The organism is Pseudomonas allokribbensis, from assembly GCF_014863605.1.
Lineage (GTDB): Bacteria > Pseudomonadota > Gammaproteobacteria > Pseudomonadales > Pseudomonadaceae > Aquipseudomonas > Aquipseudomonas allokribbensis.
Genome location: NZ_CP062252.1, coordinates 355,237 through 378,978 on the forward strand (window position 1 = coordinate 355,237; position 23,742 = coordinate 378,978).

Here is a 23,742-nt window from a genome sequence, read left to right on the forward strand (position 1 = left end):
CCCCATTACGATTGCAGGCGCTTTTTTTGCGCCCGCATTCTCGTGTTATGGCGGGTTGCGCAGGAGCACTCTCGGGTGCGCCGGGTTCCGTTTACCCCGGTCCGCCAATCCTGTGCAACTCGCCACCCTTCTCTGCTTGGCGGCAGTTAGGAGTGGCTCCAATGAAGTAAACGGAGCTACATCAATGAAATACGCCCTCATTCCGTCCGCAATTCGCGCCCTTGCTCACCGCCGAATGGCCTTGAGCGCTCTCCGCGCAAACTCGTCCCTTTCTGTTCGACTCGCCCGCTACAACACTCACATGACCATCGTCCGCACATTGGAAACCTCAGGGGGCGTTCAATGAGCCAGCCAATCGCTCGCCTCGCCGACGAAGCCCTTGAGCTGCTGCGCGCCACACACGAACGCATCAGCAATATGCGGGTGTTGTTCAACGCGATCACAAAGGACCTGAAGCACGGCAAGTCGCACGATATCGAAGAGCTGGCCAGCCTTGGCAGCTTCCTCGGGTACGACTGGGCGAACTATGTCGACAGCGAAGTCGAACAGATGCAGAAGGCGCTGGATGCCGCGGAGGTGGCCAAATGAGCGCCTCTATCCGATCACGGGAGCACCTGAGCTTCACGAAGCGCGATCCTGAAGGGCGACTGATCAACTGGCCTCGGAACAATCCCGGTGTAGCGGCTGACTGGCAGAAGGGTATCGAGTTCTTTGAAGGCGAAGTATTCGAGTTAGCCACCCACGATGAAACCGAAGCGTTCAACGCTATTCAATTTGCCATTGCCGGAATGGGCGGGCGCACCACCAATCTTGAAATCGGATTTATAGAACGCGTGGCACGTGCTGCGGTGCTTGGTTTGCGCGTGATTCGCGGCGGCGCAGCACGGTTCGAACCCAAAGACTTCGAAGAGATTTAAAACATGAAAATTCAAAACGGCGCATTTGCGTCGACGGGATCGGCTTGCCCAAAGAAAGCCTGCGAATTGTTTTACGTCACGCATCCAAAGGTGCCCAAGGCATTGTTGGGACCGTTCTTGACCGAGGCCGACGCTGAGTGCGGGCGCTTTGTTATGCGCAGTGCTGACGCTCAGGTAACGGCCCGCCTGGTTGACTCAATCGACGACATCACCCACTGGCACGGCGTGAACAACGGCCAGGTTTGCCGGGCCTTTGCTGGCGCTGATCGACAGGAGGTCAGCCATGGGTGACGTGACCCCAATCAATCGCAAGAGCAGTGGCGGCCCACCCGCTGCTGGCGCTCATATCGACAGCGCCAGCTATGTGCTGCTGGTGGAAACGCTGGTCGGCTTTCTGGAACTGCGAATCTCGGAAGGCGACCAAGGCCGTCACTGCGATGAGCTTGAGCGCCTGACTCAGAAACTGGAGAGTTTGGCCAAGCGGTTTACCCCGCCGAAGGGGGCCGCATGACTGACGCAACCATCCAGTTCCGTGATGCCCTTCAGGCCGTCTACGGTTTGCTCGATTGGATGCCAGAACCTGATGGCCACATTCACCGGTTCCACGTGCCTGAGGATAAGCCCGGCTCCCTCAACGGCTGGTATGTGCTGTACCTGGACGGCATTGCATCCGGCGCATTCGGCAGTTGGAAGGCGGGCAGCGCCAGCACTTGGTGTAGTCGTGAACCGGTGGACGCCCGCGAAGCAACCCAGATCCGCGAGCGGGTTGAGCAGGCCCGGCGCCAGCGCGAAGCCGAGCAACACCGGCGCCAGCAGCAGGCCGCCGAGAAGGCCAATCACTGGTGGCGCAATGCGCGCCGCGCCTCACCCGACCATCCGTATCTGGTGGCGAAGGGCGTTCGCTCCTACGGCTTGCGCCAGCGTGGGGCTGAACTGCTCGTTCCGCTGTACCTGGACGGTCAGTTGATCAACCTGCAACGCATTGCACCGGACGGCGGCAAGCGCTTCCTGTTCGGCGGCCGGATCAAAGGCACCTATTCGCCGCTGGGCATCATCGAGCCAGGTTCTGTGCTTTGCATCTGCGAAGGGTGGGCGACCGCCGCCAGCCTTCACCAGCACGGTGGCTATGTCGTGGCGGCAGCCATGAACGCCGGCAACTTGATCCCGGCGGCGATGGCCCTTCGCGCTCGCTACCCGGGCCAGCCAATCGTCATCGCCGGCGACGACGACCGGCTCACCGATGGCAACCCGGGGCGCGCAGCGGCAAACGCAGCGGCGGCGGCCGTGGGTGGCCAAGTGGCTTTCCCTGAGTGGCCGGAAGGCGCCCCCGATGACCTCACTGATTTCAACGACCTCGCCAACTGGAAGCTCGCCCATGTCCAAGCCTGACACCAACGTGATCAACCTTCGGCCGGACGCCGCGACCATTGCGCCAGATCGCCCCTGCTGGGCGGTGTATGAGCATTGGGTAATCAACGAGAAGGGCCGCAAGCTTCGTCCCGGCGTTTACTGGCATAGCTTCAAGCGCGCTGCCGCTGACCAGGACGACGCCGAGAGCGATACCGGCGACCGGCCTATCACCGATGAGTGGATCTCCAGCCCCGTTACAGTCGTGGCCCGCACCACCAATAGCGACGACGGCAGCGAGGGTCGGTTGCTGCGCCTGGTCACAGATGGCGGCATCAAGGAATGGATCATCGCCATGGAAGTGTTCGGCGGCAGCGGCGAGGACGCACGGCGCGCCTTGTTCGGGATGGGCGTCATCATTGCCCTGAAGAAGCGCGGCACGTTCATGGAGTACCTGCTCGACCAGCATCCTGCAGAAGTGTTCGCCACCACCAACCGGCCGGGTTGGCATGAATCGGGCGCGTTCGTGCTGCCCGGGAGGACGATCGGCAGCGACAAAGTGCGATACCAGGCCAGCAACAAGGCGCAGGTTCTTTTCAGCCGCCGCGGTGAGCTGGCGCTGTGGCAATCGGAGGTGGCTGCCAAGTGCGCAGGCAATCCGGTGCTGACGCTGGCGATCGGCTGCTCGCTGGCCGGCCCGCTGCTAAGTCTGGTCGGCGTGCTGGGTGGAGGCGTTCACCTGGTGGGCGACAGCTCGAGCGGCAAGTCCTTGGCGCAGTTGATCGGCTCGTCGGTGTGGGGTGACCCGGGCGTCTTCGCCGCCAGTTGGGACATGACCAAGGGCGGCCTTGAGATCGAGGCGTCGAGCCGAAACGACACCATCCTGCCGCTAGATGAGATTAAGCGCGCCGACCCGAAGCGGGTACAGGAAATGGCCTATTCCCTCGCCAACGGCCAAGGCAAAGGCACCATGACCCGCGAGCGTGAAGGCCGCGCCAAATTGAGCTGGCGCCTGCTGACCCTTTCCAGCGGCGAGCGCTCGCTCTCCGAGCACGCCGCCATTTCCGGCAATGCCGCCCACGCTGGCGCCGAGCTGCGCATGGTCGACGTGAATGCCGGCACCCGCACGCATCGAGCCTTTGACGAGTTGCATGGGCTGGAGGGCGCGGACTTTCACCGGCAGCTCACCGTCGCGGTGGGTGCCCACCATGGCCACCTAGGACCGGCCTTTGTCGAGCGATTGGTCGCGACCGACGACAAGCCGGGCTTGCTCAGTGACTTCGACGGCATCCGCGCTCAGTTCGTCGAGGACAACGCCCAGGCCGGCCGTGTGGCTGACCGGTTCGCCGTGATCGCGCTGGCCGGCGAGATGGCCATCGCCTACGGACTGCTCCCGTGGGAGCCGGGTACCGCCCTCGCCGACTGCCGCCTTCTATACGGCGAATGGCTCTCCCGTGTCGGCGGAGGGAATGCCGAAGACCGCCAGATCCTGGCCGGCATCATCGACTTTATCGACAAGCACGGCAGCAGCCGTTTCTCGGACGTGGACGCACCTGAGGCGGACACCAAGGTTTTCAACCGCGCCGGGTACTGGGAGGTGATCGCCAACAAGCGACTGTTCTTGTTCAACAAGTCCGCGCTCATCGAAGCCGCTCACGGGTTCGGCCTCACTCGCGTAATCAAGGCATTGGAGGTTGGCGGAGCGCTGGCTAAGCGCGACACCGATCGAGATAGCCGAAAGACCAAAAAGTACCGCATCCCCGCCGGCGGATCTGCTCGGATGTACGTCATCGACCCGGAAGCTCTGGACGGCGAAGGCGGTGCCTCATGACCCCCTCCACCAGAGACGAGTGCCCGACTTCACAGGAACCTACAAACGTGGGGAACAGGGGGAACGGGGGAACGGCCAGCAAATACGCGGCCTGTAGCCATTCCCCTTTATTGAGTGTTTGGGGAACAGGGGGAACACAAACATGCTTTTGAATATAAGCGAATGCCGCTCCCCTGCCGTTTGGTTATCACTGTTCCCCACAAAAAAGCGTGGGGTACGGAATCCCCCTCTGAAAGGCCCGGAATCACTAGGTGTTCCCACTGTTCCCCCGTTCCCCCGTTTTTTTTCTACAGACACATATGGGCAATGGAGCAAATCGAGGGAGGCGACGACATGAGCCTCCTTTCCTGCCTGCTCGATCACATGCCGCCAGCTATCACCGGTACCGACTCCGCAATTTTGCGGAGTCGCCCTGAACCTCGTTCGCGCCTAGCTCTGGTCAGCCCCGTCGAGCGCGCTCCCCTGCTCATCACAAGCCCAAACGCTAGCGCCGCCACTGCCACGCCTGAATGGCGACAGGCTCGCGACCAGTACCTCAACCACATCATGGTTTGTCGGAGTTGCTACGCGCCCACCGGCCGCCATTGCAAGGCTGGCGCCGACCTGCGCGCCAGCTATGACAACACGCCCATGGAGGCGCACCAATGACGCCCAGCCTTATCACCCGCTTGTGCAACATCGCTTTGAAACCCGGCATCAGCGCCAGCACACAGCTCATCACAACCCGGCGGATCTGCCGCGCCATTGCTGACCAGCTCGACGCTATCCGCGGTGAGCGTCGAGCCATTCGCCGCGAAGCCGGAAAGTTGAAAGCGTTTCTGCCATTCACGCGGCTAGCGATCGAGGAGCTGGAGGAAAGAGCTCGGGAACATCAGGAGGTTATCCGCACCGGAGCACAGGATGCGCTCGCCGGGTTCGGCCAATCACTGATGTTCGACCGGGAAGGGCTGGCACAGGCGTTGGGATTCCACCGGATGTGCGACCTGCTGAGCGTCAACCCGGTACATCGCCAGCAAGCCAGAACAGATGGAGACACCAGCCTTCGCGAGTTGGCCTACCTCTCCCAACTGGAGGACAGCGCCGACCACAAGAGTGAGGAATGGGGTGCCGGAGGCCCTCTGTATCGCGCCTGCCATGCCGCGATGATCCGGTTCATCAGGGAATGCCCGGAAGAACAACTGCCCGATCCCTTCTCGCCTGGTGCTCCGTTCGGTCCGAGGCTCCCGCCCACTCTGAGCATCGTCGGCAAGTAGAAACCCAATTACGCGACACGTGTTGCGAATCACGAAAACGTGTCGCGACACGGAGCAACACAACCGGGCATCAGCCCATCAATGGCGCCAAGGCGCCGAAGGAGGCAACACATGTCACACCACATACGCTTCGCCGAAGCGTGTAAGGACACAGATTTCACCACTGACCCCGGCACGATCGGCGGGTACATCGTCTGGACGGTAGAGCATGTGCGCGACGGCCAGCGGGTTGAGATTGAGGGGCCTTTCTTCACTGAGGAAGAGGCCAGGATCTCCGCCGAACTGATGCGCATCGAATACCGGGGAGCCCGGGCGTACAAATCGACTCACTGTTCGGCCTGGAATCCAGACGTGAAACGCGAAATCGCGATTCGAAACGATGCAAGGGCCGCCCGCATGATCCTTGCCGGCCAGCTCGGCATGGAAATCCCCAAACATAGCGCACATGGCGCCCAGGAGTAAGAAATGGCAATGGCAACTAATTTTGGCGATAAGACGCTGATCCTACTTGGAGGTAGCGCTGGGAAATTATTTGGTCGGGAACACCTGTACGAGCTCTCCACGGGCGACGTTCGCGAAGCGGTGAAGGCCGTCGACGTAAATCACCCTGGTTTTGTGAAGTACCTGGCTAACGCCAAGAGCAAAGGCTTGGAGTTCGCTGTTTTCCGTAATCGGAGAAACATTGGCGAGCGCGACTTGAAGCTGGGTGGGGCGCAGGAGATTCGAATTGTTCCTGTAATAGCTGGTAGCAAGCGCGCCGGCGTTCTGCAGACAGTGATCGGAGTTGCGCTCATCGTCATAGCGTCGTTCATGACCGCTGGCGCTGCGGCGACTGCGGTCATGGGTGCGGGGATTGGCACAGCCGCCGGTGGCGTTATCCAGATGCTCAGCCCGCAGGCTGGTGGTCTGAAGCAAAGCGCCGGGCCTGAGAACTCTCCGTCCTACGCTTTCGGCAGCGCCAAGAACACCACGGCCAGCGGTAACCCGGTCCCGATCTGCATCGGACATCGTCGGTGGGGTGGAATGATCATCTCGGCCTCGATCTACGCCGAAGACAAGGCGTAAAGCGGTTATTGGGCTTTCAGCGAGCGCATGCTAGCGTCACGGCTTTATCAGTTACGGATGACGCCACCATGCGCTTTCTTGAAGCCGCCGCTCTCGCCACCTCGACCCTTATTTTGGCTGGGTGCTATTCACCAAGCGCCCTTGTTGAAAAAGTGCCAGCGCTTTCAGCATCCTCCACCAAGACACCTAAAATCTACGCTCTATGTGTCCTCCCTCAATGGCAGGAGTATCGACCGGACGCCACCATGTCCGAAACAGAAACAGGCTATCGGATCATCAGCGGCAACGACATGAACACCAATGAGATCCTGAGCATTAGCAAAACCGCCTCGGGCAGCTCGGTGAAATTTTACCAACGCGCGTACCTCGACTTTGGTTCAGGCAAAGAAAACGCCCTGCGGTCCACAAAAGCCTGTCTTTGATAAATAACCTGAATGCGGAGGTAGATCATCTGATCCCACCACGCCCATTTGGTCTATATCAAGCAGAAATCAGTTTGAGACCGCCTAAATAGTTCACTACTTTTTGTCAACACTCATTGCCCTCAGCCCATCAACGTGAACAGATGGATTCTTCTACCAACATTCAAGTCAAGTCCATGACACCAACTAGAAGATGTAACCTATGTCTCAAGCGTTCCCTAATGACCGAGGATCACCTATTCCCACAGGGATTGGCCAAGCCAGGTCAGCGCAAAGTAACCAAAATCCTACATAAAGTTGATCCGAATTATCGAGGACACCAGGGCACCTTCTTGGCACAAAACGGGATAAAAAAAGCCACACTTTGCGCCGACTGCAACAATCGTGTTTTGGGAACAGATCTCGACCCGTGGTTAATCGAGCTCTATCGAGCTGCGTCTGAGGCGCTGAGGAGGGGGCGCTTCCCTGTAATAGAGCCGTTAGAGCTTAGGGGTATCAATATTAATAGAGTTGCTCGTGCTGTAGCCGGTCATTTATTAGCACTGGACGATGTTGCCCAGCCCCGGCACAGGATGGCTCGCCAATTGCGAAGGTTCGTACTCCGGGACGTTACAAAGCTACATCCATCTCTGCGCTTTCAAATGTGGCTGTATCCATTTAATAGGCAGGGCATTTTGAAAGACCTCAACCACGCGGAATTCGGTACTACTCAACAATATGATCCTCTTTGGATTTCCGCATTTAAAACCTATCCACTGGCATTTGCTTTTAGCACCGAGATCCAAAATCCAAATTACCGACTCAATGGAGTTCTCGATTTGACGCCTTGGGTAACTACGGACATAAACGGTCTTTTTGGAATTAACATCCCAACAAAACCGATCGTCGATGTGAACTGGCCATTCGCTCCCCATCGCAATGGCGCAATCCTGACAGGTGATAACGGCAGCGTAACAACAGCGCCCTATCGAAATCAGAAACGCAACCGAGCGGAAAGTTGAAATCACATGGGTAATATGGGTATCCACGGCTTGGGTAGTGATCAGAGCGGTGACCACCTCCAGTGACCACTCCCCGCTGGTCACTGACGTATCAAATTCCCTTTGCCGAAATGCGGCTTGGAAGACCGGCGCCAGATTCCGGCCGGCGTGTCTCGCGCAGTTCGTCGCACACGTCCGTAACGCACTGGGTCGATTCGCGAAGCCATCTCCCGGCAAGTTTTCACGCACCCTTCACGCAGTGTCTTCACGCACGGGGTGCGGGTAACCCCTGTGGGAGCGAGCTGTTTGGCGTTGGTACGCAGTCAGGTGCGCACGCAGTCGCCGATGCGTACCGGTAGGAAGTTCGCACCCGAGGTTCGCACTTCTGGTTCGCACCCTCTTACGCGAAGCTGGTGCGAACCCGGCCAGTGGTTATCACGGATAATTTACCAGTACGATCGGTTGTTTCCACTGCATATATCAGCGTTTTGCAGTGGCTTCCACTGACAACCTGAGCTAAAGATTAGATTACACGCGGTGGCTCTGCACTGAACTAGCGTTCGCATGAGAATCGAACAGCTAATGTCACTGGCAAAAATCGGGGTAATGCGTTTTGGTTCCTTTGCACCGGGGAAAACGCTTGCAGCCCCAGAATTTCCCGCCTGCATTCTTGCCTACCCTGGCGGTTCTTACTGACATACCTCCACCACAGATTGGGCATTTAACTTTGGACGAGCTCTTGGAGTGAGCTGCCTTTGGGGGTGGCACTGAGATGTTCGCTGGCGGCGGGATAACCTTCGTATCGATATTAGGCATTTCGATTTCGGTGGCGGTAGCGGTAGTTGGAATCTCGCTATTTGCTCGAAGCTTCGCTAGCCACTTTTCCCTCCCTGCGCTGTATGCGACCACTGCCCAGACAGTCGCTCCAATGCTAAGCAAGAATTTTATAACGCCAGCCGTTCGATCAATTCCGCCATGGGAGGAACATGCCCCACGCCGACCAATCGACGCAGAAGCCCAACCGTCACTACAAACAGCTCCGCCAAAAAGAATCGACAACAAGATCATCGCCCCCAGAAAGACGACTATTCCAACAAGCCAAGTCCGGTCCTTGGAATACAAAATTAGGCCTCTCATCACACATTATCGGGATCGGGCGTATGACCCGAACAAGCTTGGCACGTTGATATCACATCGGATTTGAATGGTCATCAACAGCTGTTTGGCCGTGCCGGTCTTGAGTGATGAAACCAACACAGTGGCGCCACTACCTACTTTGACCACGCTTTGACGGAATGTGAGACAGGCATGACACGGAATCCATGCCCGGCGGGCGTCCGAGGCTTTTTCCACGCGGCGAGCCGTCAAAGAACCGGGCTTTGACGTCTCATACACCTCACAGACCCCAGACGGATTCTGGACAGGCTCTGGACAGATGTAGAGGCCCTATATCATCCAAGTCTGCCCATAAGCCAAATACAGTGCTGGCTGGTGGCAGATCGGGCATGCGGCCGGATAGCTATCTCGTCCAGAAATAGGCAGGGGCGCGGCGGGCGCTTACGGGGCAGGGTTGCACGGTCCCCTCCCTAAAATACTCCGCCATTATCCTTGACCAGCCTTGACGGATTTTTTGACAGGCCTTGACGGTTTTCTCCGGCGCCAATATCAGTTGGACCGCTGAAAGCCAAGCCGAGCAAGGCTTTTCGGACATTCGCGCATCTTGGCCAGCACCAGCCCCGTCAAGAAATCAATAGGTGGCCGTCAAGGTAATTGCTCGGCCAATATCCAGACCCACCCTGGCGGGATGGGGGGGTGAAATACTGGGCCATAAAAATGCTTAGCGCGCCAGGCAATACTAGACTGGCCCTAGACGGATTTTCGCCGTAAGACCACTGGCAAACTGTCCGCAACCCAAGCAGCACGCCGCCGCCAACGTTAAAGGTGGCCTACTGGTGCTTGATGCCCGTCAAGTATTTTCCGGATCTTCCAGCGACCTGACAGCAGGTAGGAGCAGGAGCTCGGTCAGCTTTCGAAGGACGCCCGGCGCGCTCTTTCGCAGAGAGCCAAGGCGTGCAATCAGGGAAATGCGCTTTTAGGCGGAAAAGGGAATTACCGGGATCTCGGTAGTTTATCCAGTACCTGCCATACCAAAATGGGAGCCCAGGCTAACTAGGAAAAATCCCGGACAACATCCTTTCGCGAAACACTATGCGAACGATCACTACCCTGATCCGGGGTGGTGCTGGCGCGAACGCCTGCGATGGTGGGGTTGCCGAGTAGTGGCATGGCCTTCGGTCTTTGGATCACCTACACTCCCCCCACAGAGCAACGCGACCTAGTGGTGAATTCGCTTCCTGTTGGGGTGTCTGTTAATCGACACGATTGGCGTGCTGCTCTAGAATCGCGCGCCCACAGCATTAATGCCGGAAGGGCCGAGCGTAATCCCTTTTCTTTGAGAAGGAGCTCAGAATCGAATGGGAGGAGTAAGTCAGGTGGGGCAAGAGATGGCTGGGGCAGCTATGCCAATCAAGCTGGGCAAAGAGCCGCTGATAGACGCAGTGTTCGAGATGCGTTTTGAAAGCGATGTGCCAGTCGCATCTATTTGGCCTGGGATGCTCTACAGCCAACTGCCGGGCGAAAAGTTTTTGGAAAACTTACCTCTGACCTCTCTGCCAAAGGAAATCCGTGACCAAGACCCAAATTTGATCCACTCTCCAATCTGCCGCATCAGTTGGGGAGACTTCTGGATTTTGCTGGGCGACCACATTTTTTGCGTTGCAGCAAAGCTTCCATACCAAGGTTGGGCCAATTTTTCAGAAGCGATTCACACCGCATTTAGCGCGGTTTTGCGGACGCAGATGATAACTGCTGTGAATAGATGCTCTATTAAATATGTTGATATTCTTGACAGTTCACCTCTGGAGGCGAGCGACTGTTTCAATTTTGAGCTTTCGTTAGGCCGGCGCTCTCCAACCGGCAATAATTTCCATGTCAGAATGGAATCACGAGAAGGGGAGCTGCTTCATAGTATTCAGGTCGGCTCGGCGGCGCACTACGTCCTAGCGAACGGCACAACGCGAACGGGCCCAGTCCTTGATATTGATTCTGTGCTAGACCTACAAGCGGAAAACCCTCAGGTTTTCTTGGAAAAATTAGCTGAACGTACCGAACGGTTGCACACTGCCAACAAACGAGTAGTGTTCGATTGTATTTCTGCGGCCGCACTGGAGTTTTTGGAGCCTGTCTATGAGTAACTACACTCTTCAGTTCTCCCCTGCAACCTACAGTGCCACTGCCTCCGCACTCGTACTCGCGGCTGTGATGGCCGCCCATTCCCAGGTAGAAGCTATGGATAGCATTACTGGAAGAAACGTTTCAACCATGGTTGTCGGTAATTATCGAGAATCCGGCACAAGCCCAACCATCAGGGTTAACGTAGGTGAAACCGTTGAACTTGATATCCATCGATATCTGGACAACGCCTCCCAATCGTTTGTCACGCAGCTGTCAGGAGGCATGCAGCCCTTGGGGGCTGACTTTGCTGAGGTTCTTGAAGATAACTTCTGGGATCTAGTGCTAGGGTAATATTCTTGGATGAACATTGATCGGTTTGATTACAAGGATTTTTTACCCTACTACCTCACAGCAGAGCAGAAGCTCGGATTGGCGGGAGCTCTTAGGGATTTCTCTGAAAAGACTAATCTTTATACTGCTGATTTTGCAGATGAAACCTTGCAAGGCGATCTTTGGGGGCAGACTCCGTTTATGGATTTTCCTTCAGGAAAAATTAGGTCTGTTCGAGTTCTGGTAATATCTAATAGTTGTGACGTATCTCCGGATAACAAACGAGAGCTGCCCATCTATATCACCTACGCTCCAGTAATAGGGCTGGCGGGCTACGCTAGCGTCTTGGAAAAAAGCGGAATTGATACGGACGCCATAAGATCCAAGATCCAGTCAATCCGCGAGCAAAAAATCACCAGCATGCTTTTTTTGCCTGTGGGATATGGAATGGATGAGGAGGGTGTAGCGCTCCTGGACAGAGTGACCTCGATCCCTTACAAGTCGTTTGACAATCACGCCGAAAAAACAAAAAACAAAGCTGACTTCGCTTAGCCAGATGGGCCATTACCTGCTTTCCTTTAAGTTGGCGATCCATTTTTGTAGGATGCATGAAGCGATCGCGCGCGGATGAGCTATCCAATAGATTATGGCGTTGTGGCGTCGCGTCTGGCGCTCTTCAGAGCGCGCGGCTTTAGCGAGCTTCCTGCGGGCTCCAATGTCCGCTGTGCCGCAATGGAACGACCGTCTTGAGGCGTCAATTGACGGGTATGGCCATCACGATATTGAACATCGATAACATTTTGCCAGCCTGAAGGTAAGCAAGAAGTATCAGCACGTAAGACGCCAAGACTAGCGAAACAGCAGACCACTGGCATACATCCCCAGCTCTCTCATGCCACTTCAAACGCTCAGCAAAAAAATACTGCGCCAGATAAGTAACGGCAGTTGCTATCCCTGTGCTGAAAAGCGCCCATCCGAGCAATGCCATGGTCGTTGCAAGAGCCTCAAGCCCCTCTGGCTTCAATGCTGACCAAGCAGACCCACCGAATGCTAGAAGCGCCGCAGCGGAGCCCCCTGATACCAAGAAGCATGTTTTTAGGGCACTAGTGCCAGCTTCCCAGCCGGACCTAACCATTTCAATATCCCATTGATGCGAATGCTCGGCGTCCTGAAGCTCTGTCTCGGGGGTGCCGGCGTTTTGCATTGCATGTTCTTTAAGTTGATCGAGATATTGATTTAAAGCATCGACGTTGACAGTCGTAAGACCTTTTTCCTTGTTGGTCTTCAGATCGTTCTGAAGAACCTCAATCGCTTGTTTCGCATCCATTCCAGCTAACCCCTTGGATTTTGATTGGCGCTGATGATATCAGCCGTCAATTTTAAAGACGTCGGGCCAAAAGGGGCCGCTGCTCAATCTGGGATGGATTGCTTCTGATGGGAAGGTTTGTGTGAGATAGGCCGTAGTGCGTATAACTGGTGAAAAGCCATCAGCTACTAAGAAACGGGGAGCGAACGGGGAAAATTTCTGTTCACGGAAGCTGAAAACGAAAAAGGCCCACCGTAAGGTGAGCCTAAGTCGTTGTTCTATATGGTGCCGGCACCAGGAATCGAACCCGGGACCTACTGATTACAAGTCAGTTGCTCTACCATCTGAGCTATACCGGCGTGTGGGCGACGATTATAGCGACTCGGTTGCTTCTGTAAACCCCTGAATTCAGACTATTTTTGCGCGGGCTCCGATCAAGCCCGACGCAGGACGTTGCGCAGTTTCTGGATCGTTCGCCAGGCGCGGTTGTTCTGGATGGCGCGCAGTTGGGCTTCGGCGTGTTCGGCGCGTTGCAGAGCGGCGCTGATTTGTTGCAGGGCGTCGGCTTCGCCGGGGCTGACGGGGTGGGCGAAGGGGTGGCCGAGGCATAGCTGGAAGTTGTCGAGTTGGCAGGGCGCCATGTCGAAGGCCGGTTTCAGATTCAGGTGTTCGTCGGCCAGGAAATAGCTGTTGAGGCCGTCGAAGCAAACGTTGGTGTAGCCGGCGTCGGTGACCAGGTGTTCCCAGGTGTGGTCGCGTTCGAACGGAGTTTCGATGAGGATGATCCATGGACGGAAGCGGCTGAAGTCCATGCCGCGCAGCACGGTCTCTTCGTGGCCCTCGACGTCGATTTTCAGGAAATGGATTTCGCGGCCGCTGGCGTGTTCTTCGCAAATCGAGGTCAGGGTCCGGGCCTGGACAGTGAGGCTGCGCACATCGAGGCCGAGATCGCGGCGCTCCTGGGCGGTGACGGGGTCGGCGGTGGACAGGCCGGTCCCGGGAATGCCGTAGAAGGTCACTTCACCGGGCTTATCACTGGCAATACATTGCAAGGTCGTGTCGCGCGGGCGTTGTTCGCACAGGGCGTCGTGGAAGTTCTGCATCGGCTCGACGTTGATGCCGCTCCAGCCGCGATCGTAGAACGCCTTGGTGACCGAGTCGTGGGTCGGATCGTTGGCACCGACATCGATGTAGAACCCGTTTTCAAAGAACTTGAGGGCGCGCCACAGGCGGATGTCTTCGAAATTCTGTGCGTAAGAGATGAACGTCACGGTCGCTCCCTGTCAGTCAGGTTCTTCTTGTTCGTGCGTGCGCTGCCGGCACAGTGTGAGCCTGTATAGCAAGGGTGGTGGGCAGTCGCAATTTTCCGTTGCCGGCGTCCGTGATTCGGCGGTTATGTCCTTTTGCTTGGGGGCTTATGCACAACAGGCGTTTAATTCGACAGGGTCAGGCGGGATTTTGTGGACGGGTTCTCATTTGAATCGCAAATCCCTGTTTTACCGGTTTTTTATTCATATGAACAAAAAATGACCAGGGCTGTTAATGGCTTGAAACAGCCGTGGATATTGGATCCACGATAAATCCATCAACAGAGTTATCCACAGGCTGCAAGGAATTAAGCGCGTTCGGCCAGCAGCAGGAAATTGCGGGGTGTGAGCGGCGCCTCGCAGAAGGTACCGAGACGTACGATGTATCCCTGTTCAGTGAGGAAAAGTGCCCGATCAAGATTCAGCCAAAGCTCCAACGGTCGTCGGAAGAGTCCGCGCATTAATTCCAGGTTGCGAACTTCGGCCAACCGCTGCCAACCCGCTGCTTCCAGTGCCGGCCAATCGTGCTCGCCGATTGTGGATAACTCTTTCAACGCCGCCAGGTCGCGACAGAAGTCGTCGAACGGCTTGTCCAGCCAGGCGCTGGGAAGGGATGGCGTCGGGAGGTACTCGTCGATACCCCGCACTTGCCGTTGCAGCAGATCGAAGGCCAACCGACGGGCCATGGAGGTATCACGTTGACGTCGGACGCGGGCCCCGGCAGTGACGGTTTCGCTCATCGGTAGGGACAGATCTTCCAGCGACAGCTGGAGGTCTGATCGCGAACCAGCGGAGGACAATGCCTGATATTCAGTACGACTGATCCGGTTGTAGCAGCACGGTGCGATCGCCAATTGTCGGCAGCCAGCGTCGGAAGCCAGTTGCATCAGCCGCACATGCAGATCGCCGCAAGCGTGCAGGGCGACGGGTGTGTGCTCGGCGTTCAGTAATAAAGCGGTGTTCGCCGCGAGCACATCCTGTTCGACATGCAGCGCACGCAGGCGATGACGCTGACTCAGCGCCTGACCGCTGGCAACCAGCGCCGGGTCATATTCAAGGCATGTGAGTTGCTGGTCAGCCCCAAGCAGACGCCGGCCCAAGTGACCTTTTCCCGAACACCAATCCAGCCAGTGCTTCGGTTGCGAGGCAAACGACAAACGGCTGGCGAAGGCCTCGATCTGCTGCCATTTTCGCCCCGGCACATCGACATTCAGTCGATGGCTGGGAGCTTCCATCTCGTGTGCAGGTAATTCACCCACCGAGCTCAGCTCAAGCGATAACGCCGCCAATGAAGCAAAGGGTTCGGGCGCACCCAAAAGCTCGGCAGGTTGGTTATGGGCGCTTTCCGCATCCTCCAGCGACCGGCCACGTAGCCACGAAGACAGTTCTGGGTAGGACGATTCCCAGGGCAGTTGCAGATGAGTGAAGGGGCGGGGTTTCCACAGCGCCTGATGCGCCGTGAGAAATGTATCCAGTGCCGTGAAGCGGGCGAGTAGATCCTCGCCCGTCAGCACGTAAGAAGCTTCAGCGCCCCTGGCACGCATCGACGCGCAGCCAGCGTTCCAGCAACTTGAAGCCGCGAACCAGCACGTAGGCCATTACCAGATAGAACACACCGGCCGCGAAGAAGATCTCCACCGGCAAGTAAGTGCGGGCAATGATCGTACGGGCCATGCCGGTCAGTTCCAGCAAAGTCACCGTACTGGCCAGGGCACTGGCCTTGAGCATCAGGATCACTTCGTTGCTGTAGGCAGGCAAACCAATGCGCGCAGCACGCGGCAGGATGATGTAGAACAGCGCTTTCGGCCGGGACATGCCCAGCGCCCGCGCCGCTTCGATTTCACCCGGGGGAATCGCCTGGATCGCGCCGCGCAGGATCTCGGCGATGTACGCCGCGGTGTGCAGGGTCATGGTCGCGGTAGCGCACCAGAACGGATCGCGCAGGTACGGCCACATCGAGCTGTTACGCACCGCGTCGAACTGCGCCAGGCCGTAATAGACCAGGAACAACTGAACCAGCAACGGCGTGCCACGGAAAAAGAAGATGTAGGCGTAGGGCAATGCGCGCACGTACCACAGCTTCGAAGAACGGGCGATGCCCAGCGGGATTGCCAGCAGCAATCCGGCGATCACGGCGATGGCCACCAGTTCCAGGGTCAGGGTCGCGCCCTGAGCCAGTTTCGGCAGCCACTTGATGATGACTTCCCAGTTCATTGAGCGCTCCTCGCGAAGCCGCGTGCGGCGCGTTTTTCCAGGAAGTGCATGCCGGTCATGGCCAGTACGGTCAGGCCCAGGTACATGAAGGCGGCGACCATATAAAAGGTGAACGGCTGTTTGGATACGGTCACGCCGATCTGCGCGTGTCGCATGATTTCTTCCAGACCGATCACCGACACCAGTGCGGTGTCCTTCATCAGGATCATGAACAGGTTGCCCAGACCGGGCAGGGCGATGCGCCACATCTGCGGCATGATCAGCCGGGTGAAGATCCGCCATTTCGACAGGCCCAGGGCCACGCCGGCCTCACGGTGGCCTTTGGGAATGGCGAGGATCGCGCCGCGGAACACTTCCGTGGCGTAGGCGCCGAAGCACAGGCCCAGCGCAATGACGCCGGCGGCGAAGGCGCTGAGTTCCAGATCGGGATTGCCGAAGAACTCACCGAGGGCGCGCATGGCGTTGACCGTACCGAAGTAGATCAACAGCACCCAGAGCAATTCCGGGACGCCGCGCACCAGGGTCGAATAAGTGCCGCCAAGCCATTGCAGCGGCTTGTACGGGGAAGTCTTGGCCAAGGCACCGAGCAGACCGAGCACCAGCCCGAGGCACAGGGCCGAGAGTGCCAGTTTGACGGTCATCAGCGCGCCGGCGGCGAGCGCCGGGCCGAATCCGTAGAGGTCGATAATCATGGATTTCTTTTCAAATCGCGGCAGGCAAGGCCGGGGATCGGCGCCGCTGTGTAGCGGCGTCGATCCGGCAGGTCAGGATCAGTAGATGCTGAACGGGAAGTACTTGTCGTTGATCTTCTTGTAGGTGCCGTCGGCAACGATTTCCTTCAGCGCGACGTTCAGCTTCTCGCGGATGGCGTCGCCTTTACGTACAGCGATACCGATCTTGTCGCTTTCTTCCACCGGGTCGCCCTTGAATTCGTAGGCTTTGCCGGCGTCGCTTTTCAGCCACTCGTAGTTGACGTATTTGTCGGCGAGGATGCCGTCCAGGCGACCGGAAGTCAGGTCGAGGTAGGCGTTTTCCTGGGTGTCGTAGAGCTTGACGGTGATGTCGTCACCGAAGTGATCTTCCAGGAAGGTGCCGGCCAGGGTCGCGCGCTGGGCCCCGATCACTTTGCCCTTCAGCGCAGCCTTGTCGGTTTTGAAGTCGACGTTTTTCGGCGCGATGAATTGCAGCTTGTTGGAGTAGTACGGGTCGGTGAAGTCCACCGCTTGCTTGCGCTCGTCGGTGATCGACATCGAAGAGATCAGGAAGTCGAACTTCTTGGCATTCAGGGCCGGGATGATGCCGTCCCAGTCGGAGGTGACCACGGAGCACTCGACTTTCATCTTGGCGCACAGGGCGTCGCCGATGTCTTTGTCGAAGCCGACGACGTTACCGCTGGCATCTTTGTTGTTGAACGGCGGGTAAGCCGCTTCGATGCCCATCTTCAGGGTCTCGGCCATGGCGCCGGCGCTGAACGCCAGGGAGACGGCGGCGGCCAGGAAGACCTTTTTGTAGTTCTGCATGCGGGTAGCTCCGTTAGCGGTTGCTGGACATGAATTGTTTGCAGCGCGCCGAAAGCGGGTTTTCAAACACCTGCTGTGGCGATCCTTGCTCTTCGACCAGGCCCTGGTGGAGGAACACCACTTCACTGGAAACCTGACGGGCGAACCCCATTTCGTGGGTCACGAGCAGCATGGTGCGGCCTTCTTCGGCCAATGCGCGGATGACATTAAGTACTTCCTGGACCATTTCCGGGTCAAGGGCGGAGGTGGGCTCGTCGAACAGGATCACCTTGGGCTGCATCGCCAGCGTGCGGGCAATCGCCGCGCGTTGTTGCTGACCACCGGACAGTTGCGCCGGGTAGGCGTGGCGCTTGTCGGCGATGCCGACCTTGGCCAGCAGGGCTTCGGCGACTTCGATGGCTTCGGCCTTGCTCTGGCCGAGCACGCGGCGCGGGGCTTCGATGATGTTGTCGAGCACGCTCATGTGCGGCCACAGATTAAAGTTTTGAAACACAAAACCAATCTCGGAGCGCAGGCGATTGATCTGCTTGCCGTCGGCGGCAACCAGCTCGCCATTCTTGGCGGCCTTGAGCTTGAGTTCTTCCCCGGCCACCAGGATCTGGCCCTGATGCGGGTTTTCCAACAGGTTGATGCAACGCAGGAACGTGGACTTGCCGGAACCGGAGGAACCCAGGATCGAGATCACATCGCCGTCGCGGGCGGTCAGCGAGATGCCTTTGAGCACCTCAAGCTGTCCGTAGCGTTTGTGCAAGTTGCGGATTTCAAGCGCGGGCGTGGCCTCAGCCATGTGCGTTCCTCATATATGTTGCGCTCCTGCTGTTGGTTGGCCTTCCTGGCGAGGCGGCCAAGCTAGCATAGCGTTTCAATGGCAGCCAACAGCGCTACGGGCGGTAAACGGATGGCGTGTGGCAGGTTGTCGCATCGGCGCAGCAGACTGTCGCCCCATCAACAACCGAACGGGTGTTTGAACGTTGATTCCCGTGGGTGCCGCGTAAAAAAAGGCGCGATGTTGCCACCTTTGGCGGGGTGTTGGAAGCGCTAACCGGCCGAACGTTCCTCATTCGCCCTTTTATTGTGCATCCCACACTTTTTCAGTGTGTTTCTGGTGCGTCGATTCGTTTGAAAAGTGAGTCGCAGGGTAACGCTTTGGCGAAAGGCCAGCATTCTCAAGGACTTGCGATGACTGTCCGGTCGCGCTGAAAACCGCAGGCCAGAAGAGTTTGAAACATTTTGGCGCAATTATTGCGTGCAGAATCTGGAACGCCCCGTTGGATTCTTTTTACGAGAAGGAACGCCAGACGGGACGGACTGAATCGCTTTCCTCGCAAAGGTAGTTTCAATGAGCAGTACCCAAAGCTCCAATGGCCTCGAACAGGGGCTCAAACCGCGTCATGTGACCATGCTGTCGATCGCCGGGGTGATCGGTGCAGGTCTGTTCGTAGGCTCCGGCCACGCCATCGCCGCCGCTGGTCCCGCTGTTCTGCTGGCGTACGCCGCTGCTGGCGCGCTGGTTGTACTGGTGATGCGCATGCTCGGCGAAATGGCTGTTGCTTCGCCTGACACCGGCTCCTTCTCGACTTATGCCGACCGCGCCATCGGCCATTGGGCCGGTTTCACCATCGGCTGGCTGTACTGGTGGTTCTGGGTACTGGTGATCCCGCTGGAGGCCAACGCCGCCGCGACCATCCTGCACGCCTGGTTCCCGAGCGTGGAAATCTGGGCCTTCGCGCTGATCATCACCATGCTGCTGACCGTGACCAACCTGTTCAGCGTGAAAAACTACGGTGAGTTCGAATTCTGGTTCGCCCTGCTCAAAGTCGTGGCGATCATCGGTTTCATCATCCTCGGTATCGCGGCCATTTTCGGCTTCCTGCCGAACAGCCAGGTCAGCGGCGTTTCGCACATCTTCGACACCCAGGGCTTCCTGCCAAACGGCATGGGCGCGGTGTTGGGCGCGATCCTGACCACCATGTTCTCCTTCATGGGTACCGAGATCGTGACCATCGCGGCCGCGGAATCGAAGAACCCTGGCAAGCAGATCTCCAAGGCCACCAACTCGGTGATCTGGCGGATCGGCCTGTTCTACCTCGTATCGATCTTCATCGTTGTGGCCCTGGTGCCATGGAACGACCCGGTTCTGGCGAGCCTCGGCTCCTACCAGACTGTGCTTGAGCGCATGGGCATCCCGAACGCCAAGATGATCGTCGACATCGTGGTTCTGGTCGCGGTGACCAGCTGCCTGAACTCGGCGCTGTACACCTCTTCGCGCATGCTGTTCTCCCTTGGCAAGCGTGGCGATGCTCCTGCCATGGCAACCCGCACCAACAAAAGCGGCACCCCTTACTGGGCAGTGATGTTGTCCACTGGCGCGGCGTTCCTGTGCACCTTCGCCAACTACGTGGCCCCGGCTGCGGTGTTCGAGTTCCTGCTGGCCAGCTCCGGCGCCATCGCGCTGCTGGTGTACCTGGTGATCGCGATTTCGCAACTGCGCATGCGTAAACAACGCATGGCTCGCGGCGAAAAAATCGTCTTCAGCATGTGGCTGTTCCCGGGCCTGACCTACGCGGTGATCGCCTTCATCGTGGCAGCCCTGACCATCATGCTGTTCCAGGACGCCCATCGTGTGGAGATCCTCGCGACTGGTCTGCTGAGTCTGGTGGTTGTCGCCACCGGTCTGTTGGTGGCTCGCCGTCGCAAGACGGAAAAGCGTGGTGCGGCGGTTCTGAACTGATCCGTATCGCGTAATGCAAAACGGCCGCTGTCAGTGATGACAAGCGGCCGTTTTTTGTTACTGAGCGGGGTTTATTCGCTCTTCTCTTCCGGTGCATCAACCGACTGACCGTAGCTATCCAGCGCAATCCCGAAGTCGGTGATGAACTGCGGTTCGCTCAGCCAGGCCTGGGCGGTCTCGCGGTCCATGCCGTCGGCCCACATGCGGTAGTCGATCAGCATGTCGGCGGCCAGGTGGGTGGCGGCCATGCCTTCGTTGTCGGCGTTTTCCATGTCCAGCAGTTCAGGATGATCAACGATGATGAACGCCAGCTCCCGCAGCAGCGTCAGCAGCATGTCGTTGCGGCTGACGGCTTCGGCGTCGCGCATCTTGCTGAACATCGCCAGGGTGTATTCCGGGATCGGCTCGGCCAGGTGACCGAGGTCATCGTCCTGGGCCAGAGGTTTGCGGCCGACCATGCGGATCTGCTTGGCTTTGGCCTTGGCGCGTTTGGCGCGTTTCTGCTGCTTGTTCAGGGATGCCATGGGAACTCAGTTTTTCTGTTGGGTTTGTGCGGCGATTGCGTCGGACGCGGCCACATAGTCTTTCTGGAAGGCAGGCGATTCGATCCACGCCAGGGCACCGGCCTCGTCGGTCTCGGTGGACCACTGGCGGTACTCGATCAGTGCGGCGAGGATGAAGTCCATCGCGCCTTCTTCGCCTTCCTGTTCGTACACCAGTTCCAGCAACGGGTCTTCGAGGAACGCAGCGCACATGGCCTGCTGGCTGATCTTCTCGGCGTCGATCATTTTCTTGAACAGCTCGGTCAGATCCACCGATTCGAAATCGATGCGGTCGTCGTTCGGGTCCAGCTCGATTGGCGCTTCCGCACGTTTGGTGCGGTTCTGCTTGGCCTTGGTCTTGGCCCGGGCGGCGCGTTTTTGCTGCTTGTTGGCGGAAGCCATGGTGTGTGTTCCGTGGTGCGTTGGAGGGGTTCAGCTGCGTGGTACTTGCCGCCCAGGTGTGTCGGGGGCCAGTGCGCCGGTTTGCAGCCAGGTCAGAGCGATGGGCCATAGTGTGGCTTGGTATGCGCTGCGAAAAAAGGCGAAATGTCCGACTTCTTGTTCGCCGATGTCCTGGGGTTCGATTCGCAGGTGGGTCTTTTGCGCACTGTCGAAGTAATCGAGCAGGCGTTCGGTTGCCGGAATGGTCCCGTAAGGATCGTCGCCGATACTGATTGCCAGGGTGTTTGCGTGGACATTGGAGAAGGGCAGGCGGCCGTTTTTCGCCAGCATCGCCCGACCGCTCGGACGCTGCTCATAACGTGCACCAGGCGTGCTCCAGTCGCGCACCACGCCCGCGGGCGTGTCTTCCAGCCAGCCGAGGCGTTTGCCCGGGAAGTAGCCACAGAGCAGCGTGACCAGCGGCATCAGCAGATGCCACTTGCCGAACATCCGCCAGCGATGCTCGGGCGCGTAATCGCGCCAGTAAGCGAATTGCGCGCCGACCGTAACCAATCGTCGGATTACCTGCCCGGAGGCCCCCAGCCCCGCCGCACAACCACCGAAGCTGTGCCCGACCACATCGATCGGCTGACCGGGAAACTCCCTCTGAGCGCGTTTGAGCATCGTCTCGAAATCCAGCGCGCCCCAATCCGTCCACGAAGCCTGCAAATGCCTCATCGACTTCGGGCGCGATTCACCAATGCCCCGGTAGTCATAAATGATCACGTCGAAACCGTTGGCGAACAGGTACGCGGCGAAGCGCGAATAGTGACGGCAGCGCACGGAAGTGGCGGCGTTGATGATCACCACCGGGCGCTGTGGGTCGGGCGAAGCGTGGCGCCAGGTGAAACCACCAAGGCGATAGCCATCGGCGGCGGGCTCCTGAAAGGGTGCGTCCTGAACATCGCTTGCGAGCGCGGTTCTGTTCTGGGCATCTTCCAGTGCGTGCGTCTCTTGAAAACCCATGGCTCTCGACCTTCGCGGAGTAGCTGCCAACGATAGTCTCAGGCGGCTCGGTGAACAATCCGTCGTCGGTTAATCATCCGGCTGATCAATCAAGCGTTCTTCCAGCAGCGTGTGTTCCCGGTTCAGCTCCGCTCGTAATTCCTCCTCGCTCGGCAGCACCAGTTTGTAGCTGCTGGCGAACAGTTGTTCATTGCCCTTGAGGATTGTGTAGCGCGCAACCGATTCATTTTGTTGTGCACAGAGAATGATCCCCACCGTAGGCCCGTCGCCCTCACTGCGTTTCAGGTCGTCGTACATGCGTATGTACATGTCCATCTGTCCCACGTCCCGAGCGCTGAGTTTGCCGCGCTTCAGATCCAGGATGACGAAGCATTTGAGCAGATAGTTGTAGAACACCAGGTCGATGTAAAAATCATCGTCTCCAGCACTGATGCGTTGCTGACGGCCGACAAAAGCGAAGCCCTTGCCCAGTTCGAGGAGAAAACCCTGGAGCTGATCGATCAAGGCCTGTTCCAGTTCTGACTCCTGAAGCTTGCCCGGTGATGGCAGGCCGAGAAATTCCAGAAGGACGGGGTCGCGGATGAATTCCCGGGGATTGCTTTTCATCGCGGCAATGTTGGTCGCTGCCTCTGCATAGACGTCGGTTCTGTCTCGGCTCATCAACAGACGTTCGTAGTAGAGCGTGTTGATCTGGCGATCCAGGGCGCGGCTTGACCAGTTTTGCGTGGCGGCTTCGTTCATGTACCACTGGCGGGCTGATTCGCTTTCTATCCCCAATAGCTTGCGATAGTGGGTCCAGCTCAATTCGTGACGCAGTGCGTCACGAATTGGAAATGCCTGATAAAACAAACGCATGTAGCGAAGGTTTGAAGAATCGAAGCCTTTCCCAAAGTCCGCAGTCAGTTCTTTTGCCAACGTAGCCAGAAGTTGTTTTCCATACCCCGCCCGTCGGGCTCCCTGTTGTTCGAACTCGACAATATGTCGCCCGATCTGCCAGCAGGTCTGGACCTGAATCGTGTCGACCGTTCGCAGCACTTTCTGCCGCGCCTGGCGTATCAGGTCACCCAGATCGCCCAACAGCGAATCGAATTTTGGATCTTGCGTATCAGCAGGTTCAAGTTGGCTCATCAGGTCTTCCGGCTCAGGAGAAACAGAAGCAAGAGCATGCCAATAACTCACGGACTGGCGATGCCGGCCGTGTCTGGCTCAAACGAAGGAAGGGGGGACGGGGTTTGCAAGATACGACCGACGAAGATAGCGATTGAGGAATACAACGCGTAGTCCTTTTCGTACCCGCTCCAAGTTCCAATCAATCTAAAACCCGTCCCGCTCAGCA

The 23,742-nt window shown here is 57.9% G+C and carries 27 protein-coding genes and 1 tRNA gene; 15 read left to right on the forward strand and 13 right to left on the reverse strand.

Annotation, left to right across the window (positions count from 1 at the left end; translation table 11 throughout):
* Positions 1 to 342: 342 nt before the first annotated feature.
* The 11 genes from IF199_RS01570 to IF199_RS01620 all read left to right on the forward strand — a co-directional run bounded on the left by IF199_RS01570 (position 343) and on the right by IF199_RS01620 (position 7,836).
* Complete coding sequence (locus IF199_RS01570; protein ID WP_192559522.1) at positions 343 to 588, forward strand: hypothetical protein; 246 nt, start codon at positions 343 to 345, stop codon at positions 586 to 588.
* Positions 585 to 917: a hypothetical protein gene (locus tag IF199_RS01575; RefSeq protein WP_192559523.1), complete on the forward strand. Its 333-nt coding sequence runs from the start codon at positions 585 to 587 to the stop codon at positions 915 to 917. Before IF199_RS01570 ends, IF199_RS01575 begins: the two co-directional genes overlap by 4 nt.
* A 3-nt stretch (positions 918 to 920) precedes the next feature.
* Positions 921 to 1,208 carry a hypothetical protein gene (locus IF199_RS01580; protein ID WP_192559524.1) on the forward strand — a complete coding sequence of 96 codons (288 nt, stop codon included), beginning with the start codon at positions 921 to 923 and terminating at the stop codon, positions 1,206 to 1,208.
* On the forward strand, positions 1,201 to 1,428 hold the full coding sequence (locus tag IF199_RS01585) for a hypothetical protein (RefSeq protein ID WP_192559525.1): 228 nt from the start codon (positions 1,201 to 1,203) through the stop codon (positions 1,426 to 1,428). Before IF199_RS01580 ends, IF199_RS01585 begins: the two co-directional genes overlap by 8 nt.
* Positions 1,425 to 2,306 carry a toprim domain-containing protein gene (locus IF199_RS01590; RefSeq protein WP_192559526.1) on the forward strand — a complete coding sequence of 294 codons (882 nt, stop codon included), beginning with the start codon at positions 1,425 to 1,427 and terminating at the stop codon, positions 2,304 to 2,306. Before IF199_RS01585 ends, IF199_RS01590 begins: the two co-directional genes overlap by 4 nt.
* Positions 2,293 to 4,095, forward strand: coding sequence for a DUF927 domain-containing protein (locus IF199_RS01595; protein ID WP_192559527.1), 1,803 nt, complete (start codon positions 2,293 to 2,295; stop codon positions 4,093 to 4,095). Before IF199_RS01590 ends, IF199_RS01595 begins: the two co-directional genes overlap by 14 nt.
* 644 nt (positions 4,096 to 4,739) lie before the next feature.
* Positions 4,740 to 5,348, forward strand: a complete 609-nt coding sequence (locus IF199_RS01600) for a hypothetical protein (protein WP_192559528.1) — start codon at positions 4,740 to 4,742, stop codon at positions 5,346 to 5,348.
* A gap of 111 nt (positions 5,349 to 5,459) precedes the next feature.
* Positions 5,460 to 5,810: a hypothetical protein gene (locus IF199_RS01605; protein WP_192559529.1), complete on the forward strand. Its 351-nt coding sequence runs from the start codon at positions 5,460 to 5,462 to the stop codon at positions 5,808 to 5,810.
* 3 nt (positions 5,811 to 5,813) lie between these two features.
* Positions 5,814 to 6,413 carry a tail assembly protein gene (locus IF199_RS01610; RefSeq protein ID WP_192559530.1) on the forward strand — a complete coding sequence of 200 codons (600 nt, stop codon included), beginning with the start codon at positions 5,814 to 5,816 and terminating at the stop codon, positions 6,411 to 6,413.
* Positions 6,414 to 6,481: 68 nt separating this feature from the next.
* Positions 6,482 to 6,835, forward strand: coding sequence for a hypothetical protein (locus IF199_RS01615; RefSeq protein WP_192559531.1), 354 nt, complete (start codon positions 6,482 to 6,484; stop codon positions 6,833 to 6,835).
* 221 nt (positions 6,836 to 7,056) lie between these two features.
* Complete coding sequence (locus IF199_RS01620) at positions 7,057 to 7,836, forward strand: hypothetical protein (protein ID WP_192559532.1); 780 nt, start codon at positions 7,057 to 7,059, stop codon at positions 7,834 to 7,836.
* A gap of 564 nt (positions 7,837 to 8,400) precedes the next feature.
* Here IF199_RS01620 and IF199_RS30525 read toward each other — a convergent pair.
* Complete coding sequence (locus tag IF199_RS30525; RefSeq protein ID WP_192559533.1) at positions 8,401 to 8,952, reverse strand: topoisomerase DNA-binding C4 zinc finger domain-containing protein; 552 nt, start codon at positions 8,950 to 8,952, stop codon at positions 8,401 to 8,403.
* 1,382 nt (positions 8,953 to 10,334) lie between these two features.
* On the opposite strand from IF199_RS30525, the gene IF199_RS01630 reads away from it, so the two are divergent.
* The 3 genes from IF199_RS01630 to IF199_RS01640 are packed head-to-tail and all read left to right on the forward strand — an operon-like array spanning position 10,335 to position 11,931.
* Positions 10,335 to 11,069, forward strand: coding sequence for a TIGR04255 family protein (locus IF199_RS01630; RefSeq protein ID WP_244142432.1), 735 nt, complete (start codon positions 10,335 to 10,337; stop codon positions 11,067 to 11,069).
* Positions 11,062 to 11,400 carry a hypothetical protein gene (locus IF199_RS01635; protein WP_192559534.1) on the forward strand — a complete coding sequence of 113 codons (339 nt, stop codon included), beginning with the start codon at positions 11,062 to 11,064 and terminating at the stop codon, positions 11,398 to 11,400. Before IF199_RS01630 ends, IF199_RS01635 begins: the two co-directional genes overlap by 8 nt.
* 9 nt (positions 11,401 to 11,409) lie before the next feature.
* Complete coding sequence (locus IF199_RS01640; protein WP_244142433.1) at positions 11,410 to 11,931, forward strand: hypothetical protein; 522 nt, start codon at positions 11,410 to 11,412, stop codon at positions 11,929 to 11,931.
* A 202-nt stretch (positions 11,932 to 12,133) separates the two neighbouring features.
* Here the strand turns inward: IF199_RS01640 and IF199_RS01645 are convergent, their stop codons facing one another.
* From IF199_RS01645 to IF199_RS01680, 8 genes are all read right to left on the reverse strand, one after another.
* A complete protein-coding gene (locus IF199_RS01645) occupies positions 12,134 to 12,706 on the reverse strand; it encodes a hypothetical protein (RefSeq protein ID WP_192559535.1) in 573 nt (190 codons plus the stop codon).
* Between the two features lie 262 nt (positions 12,707 to 12,968).
* A tRNA-Thr gene (locus tag IF199_RS01650) sits at positions 12,969 to 13,044 on the reverse strand.
* A gap of 75 nt (positions 13,045 to 13,119) precedes the next feature.
* Complete coding sequence (locus IF199_RS01655) at positions 13,120 to 13,956, reverse strand: FkbM family methyltransferase (RefSeq protein ID WP_192559536.1); 837 nt, start codon at positions 13,954 to 13,956, stop codon at positions 13,120 to 13,122.
* 344 nt (positions 13,957 to 14,300) lie between these two features.
* Complete coding sequence (locus IF199_RS01660) at positions 14,301 to 15,536, reverse strand: methyltransferase (protein ID WP_192559537.1); 1,236 nt, start codon at positions 15,534 to 15,536, stop codon at positions 14,301 to 14,303.
* Positions 15,517 to 16,206, reverse strand: a complete 690-nt coding sequence (locus tag IF199_RS01665; RefSeq protein ID WP_007952568.1) for an ABC transporter permease — start codon at positions 16,204 to 16,206, stop codon at positions 15,517 to 15,519. Before IF199_RS01665 ends, IF199_RS01660 begins: the two co-directional genes overlap by 20 nt.
* Entirely contained in the window at positions 16,203 to 16,898 is a 696-nt protein-coding gene (locus tag IF199_RS01670; protein WP_096821938.1) for an ABC transporter permease, read from the reverse strand. Before IF199_RS01670 ends, IF199_RS01665 begins: the two co-directional genes overlap by 4 nt.
* A gap of 78 nt (positions 16,899 to 16,976) precedes the next feature.
* Entirely contained in the window at positions 16,977 to 17,726 is a 750-nt protein-coding gene (locus IF199_RS01675) for an ABC transporter substrate-binding protein (RefSeq protein WP_096821939.1), read from the reverse strand.
* Between the two features lie 13 nt (positions 17,727 to 17,739).
* Entirely contained in the window at positions 17,740 to 18,513 is a 774-nt protein-coding gene (locus IF199_RS01680) for an ABC transporter ATP-binding protein (protein ID WP_007897462.1), read from the reverse strand.
* A 552-nt stretch (positions 18,514 to 19,065) separates the two neighbouring features.
* Here IF199_RS01680 and gabP point away from each other — a divergent pair.
* Positions 19,066 to 20,457 (forward strand): GABA permease, encoded by a 1,392-nt coding sequence (gene gabP / locus IF199_RS01685; protein ID WP_192559538.1) that lies wholly within the window; start codon positions 19,066 to 19,068, stop codon positions 20,455 to 20,457.
* 71 nt (positions 20,458 to 20,528) lie between these two features.
* Here the strand turns inward: gabP and IF199_RS01690 are convergent, their stop codons facing one another.
* The 4 genes from IF199_RS01690 to IF199_RS01705 form a co-directional block, all read right to left on the reverse strand.
* Positions 20,529 to 20,981, reverse strand: a complete 453-nt coding sequence (locus tag IF199_RS01690) for a hypothetical protein (protein ID WP_096821941.1) — start codon at positions 20,979 to 20,981, stop codon at positions 20,529 to 20,531.
* 6 nt (positions 20,982 to 20,987) lie between these two features.
* Positions 20,988 to 21,401, reverse strand: a complete 414-nt coding sequence (locus tag IF199_RS01695; RefSeq protein WP_192559539.1) for a hypothetical protein — start codon at positions 21,399 to 21,401, stop codon at positions 20,988 to 20,990.
* A 30-nt stretch (positions 21,402 to 21,431) separates the two neighbouring features.
* Entirely contained in the window at positions 21,432 to 22,406 is a 975-nt protein-coding gene (locus tag IF199_RS01700) for an alpha/beta hydrolase family protein (RefSeq protein WP_192559540.1), read from the reverse strand.
* Positions 22,407 to 22,475: 69 nt separating this feature from the next.
* Entirely contained in the window at positions 22,476 to 23,534 is a 1,059-nt protein-coding gene (locus tag IF199_RS01705) for a PDDEXK nuclease domain-containing protein (RefSeq protein WP_102620622.1), read from the reverse strand.
* Between the last annotated feature and the right edge of the window lie 208 nt (positions 23,535 to 23,742).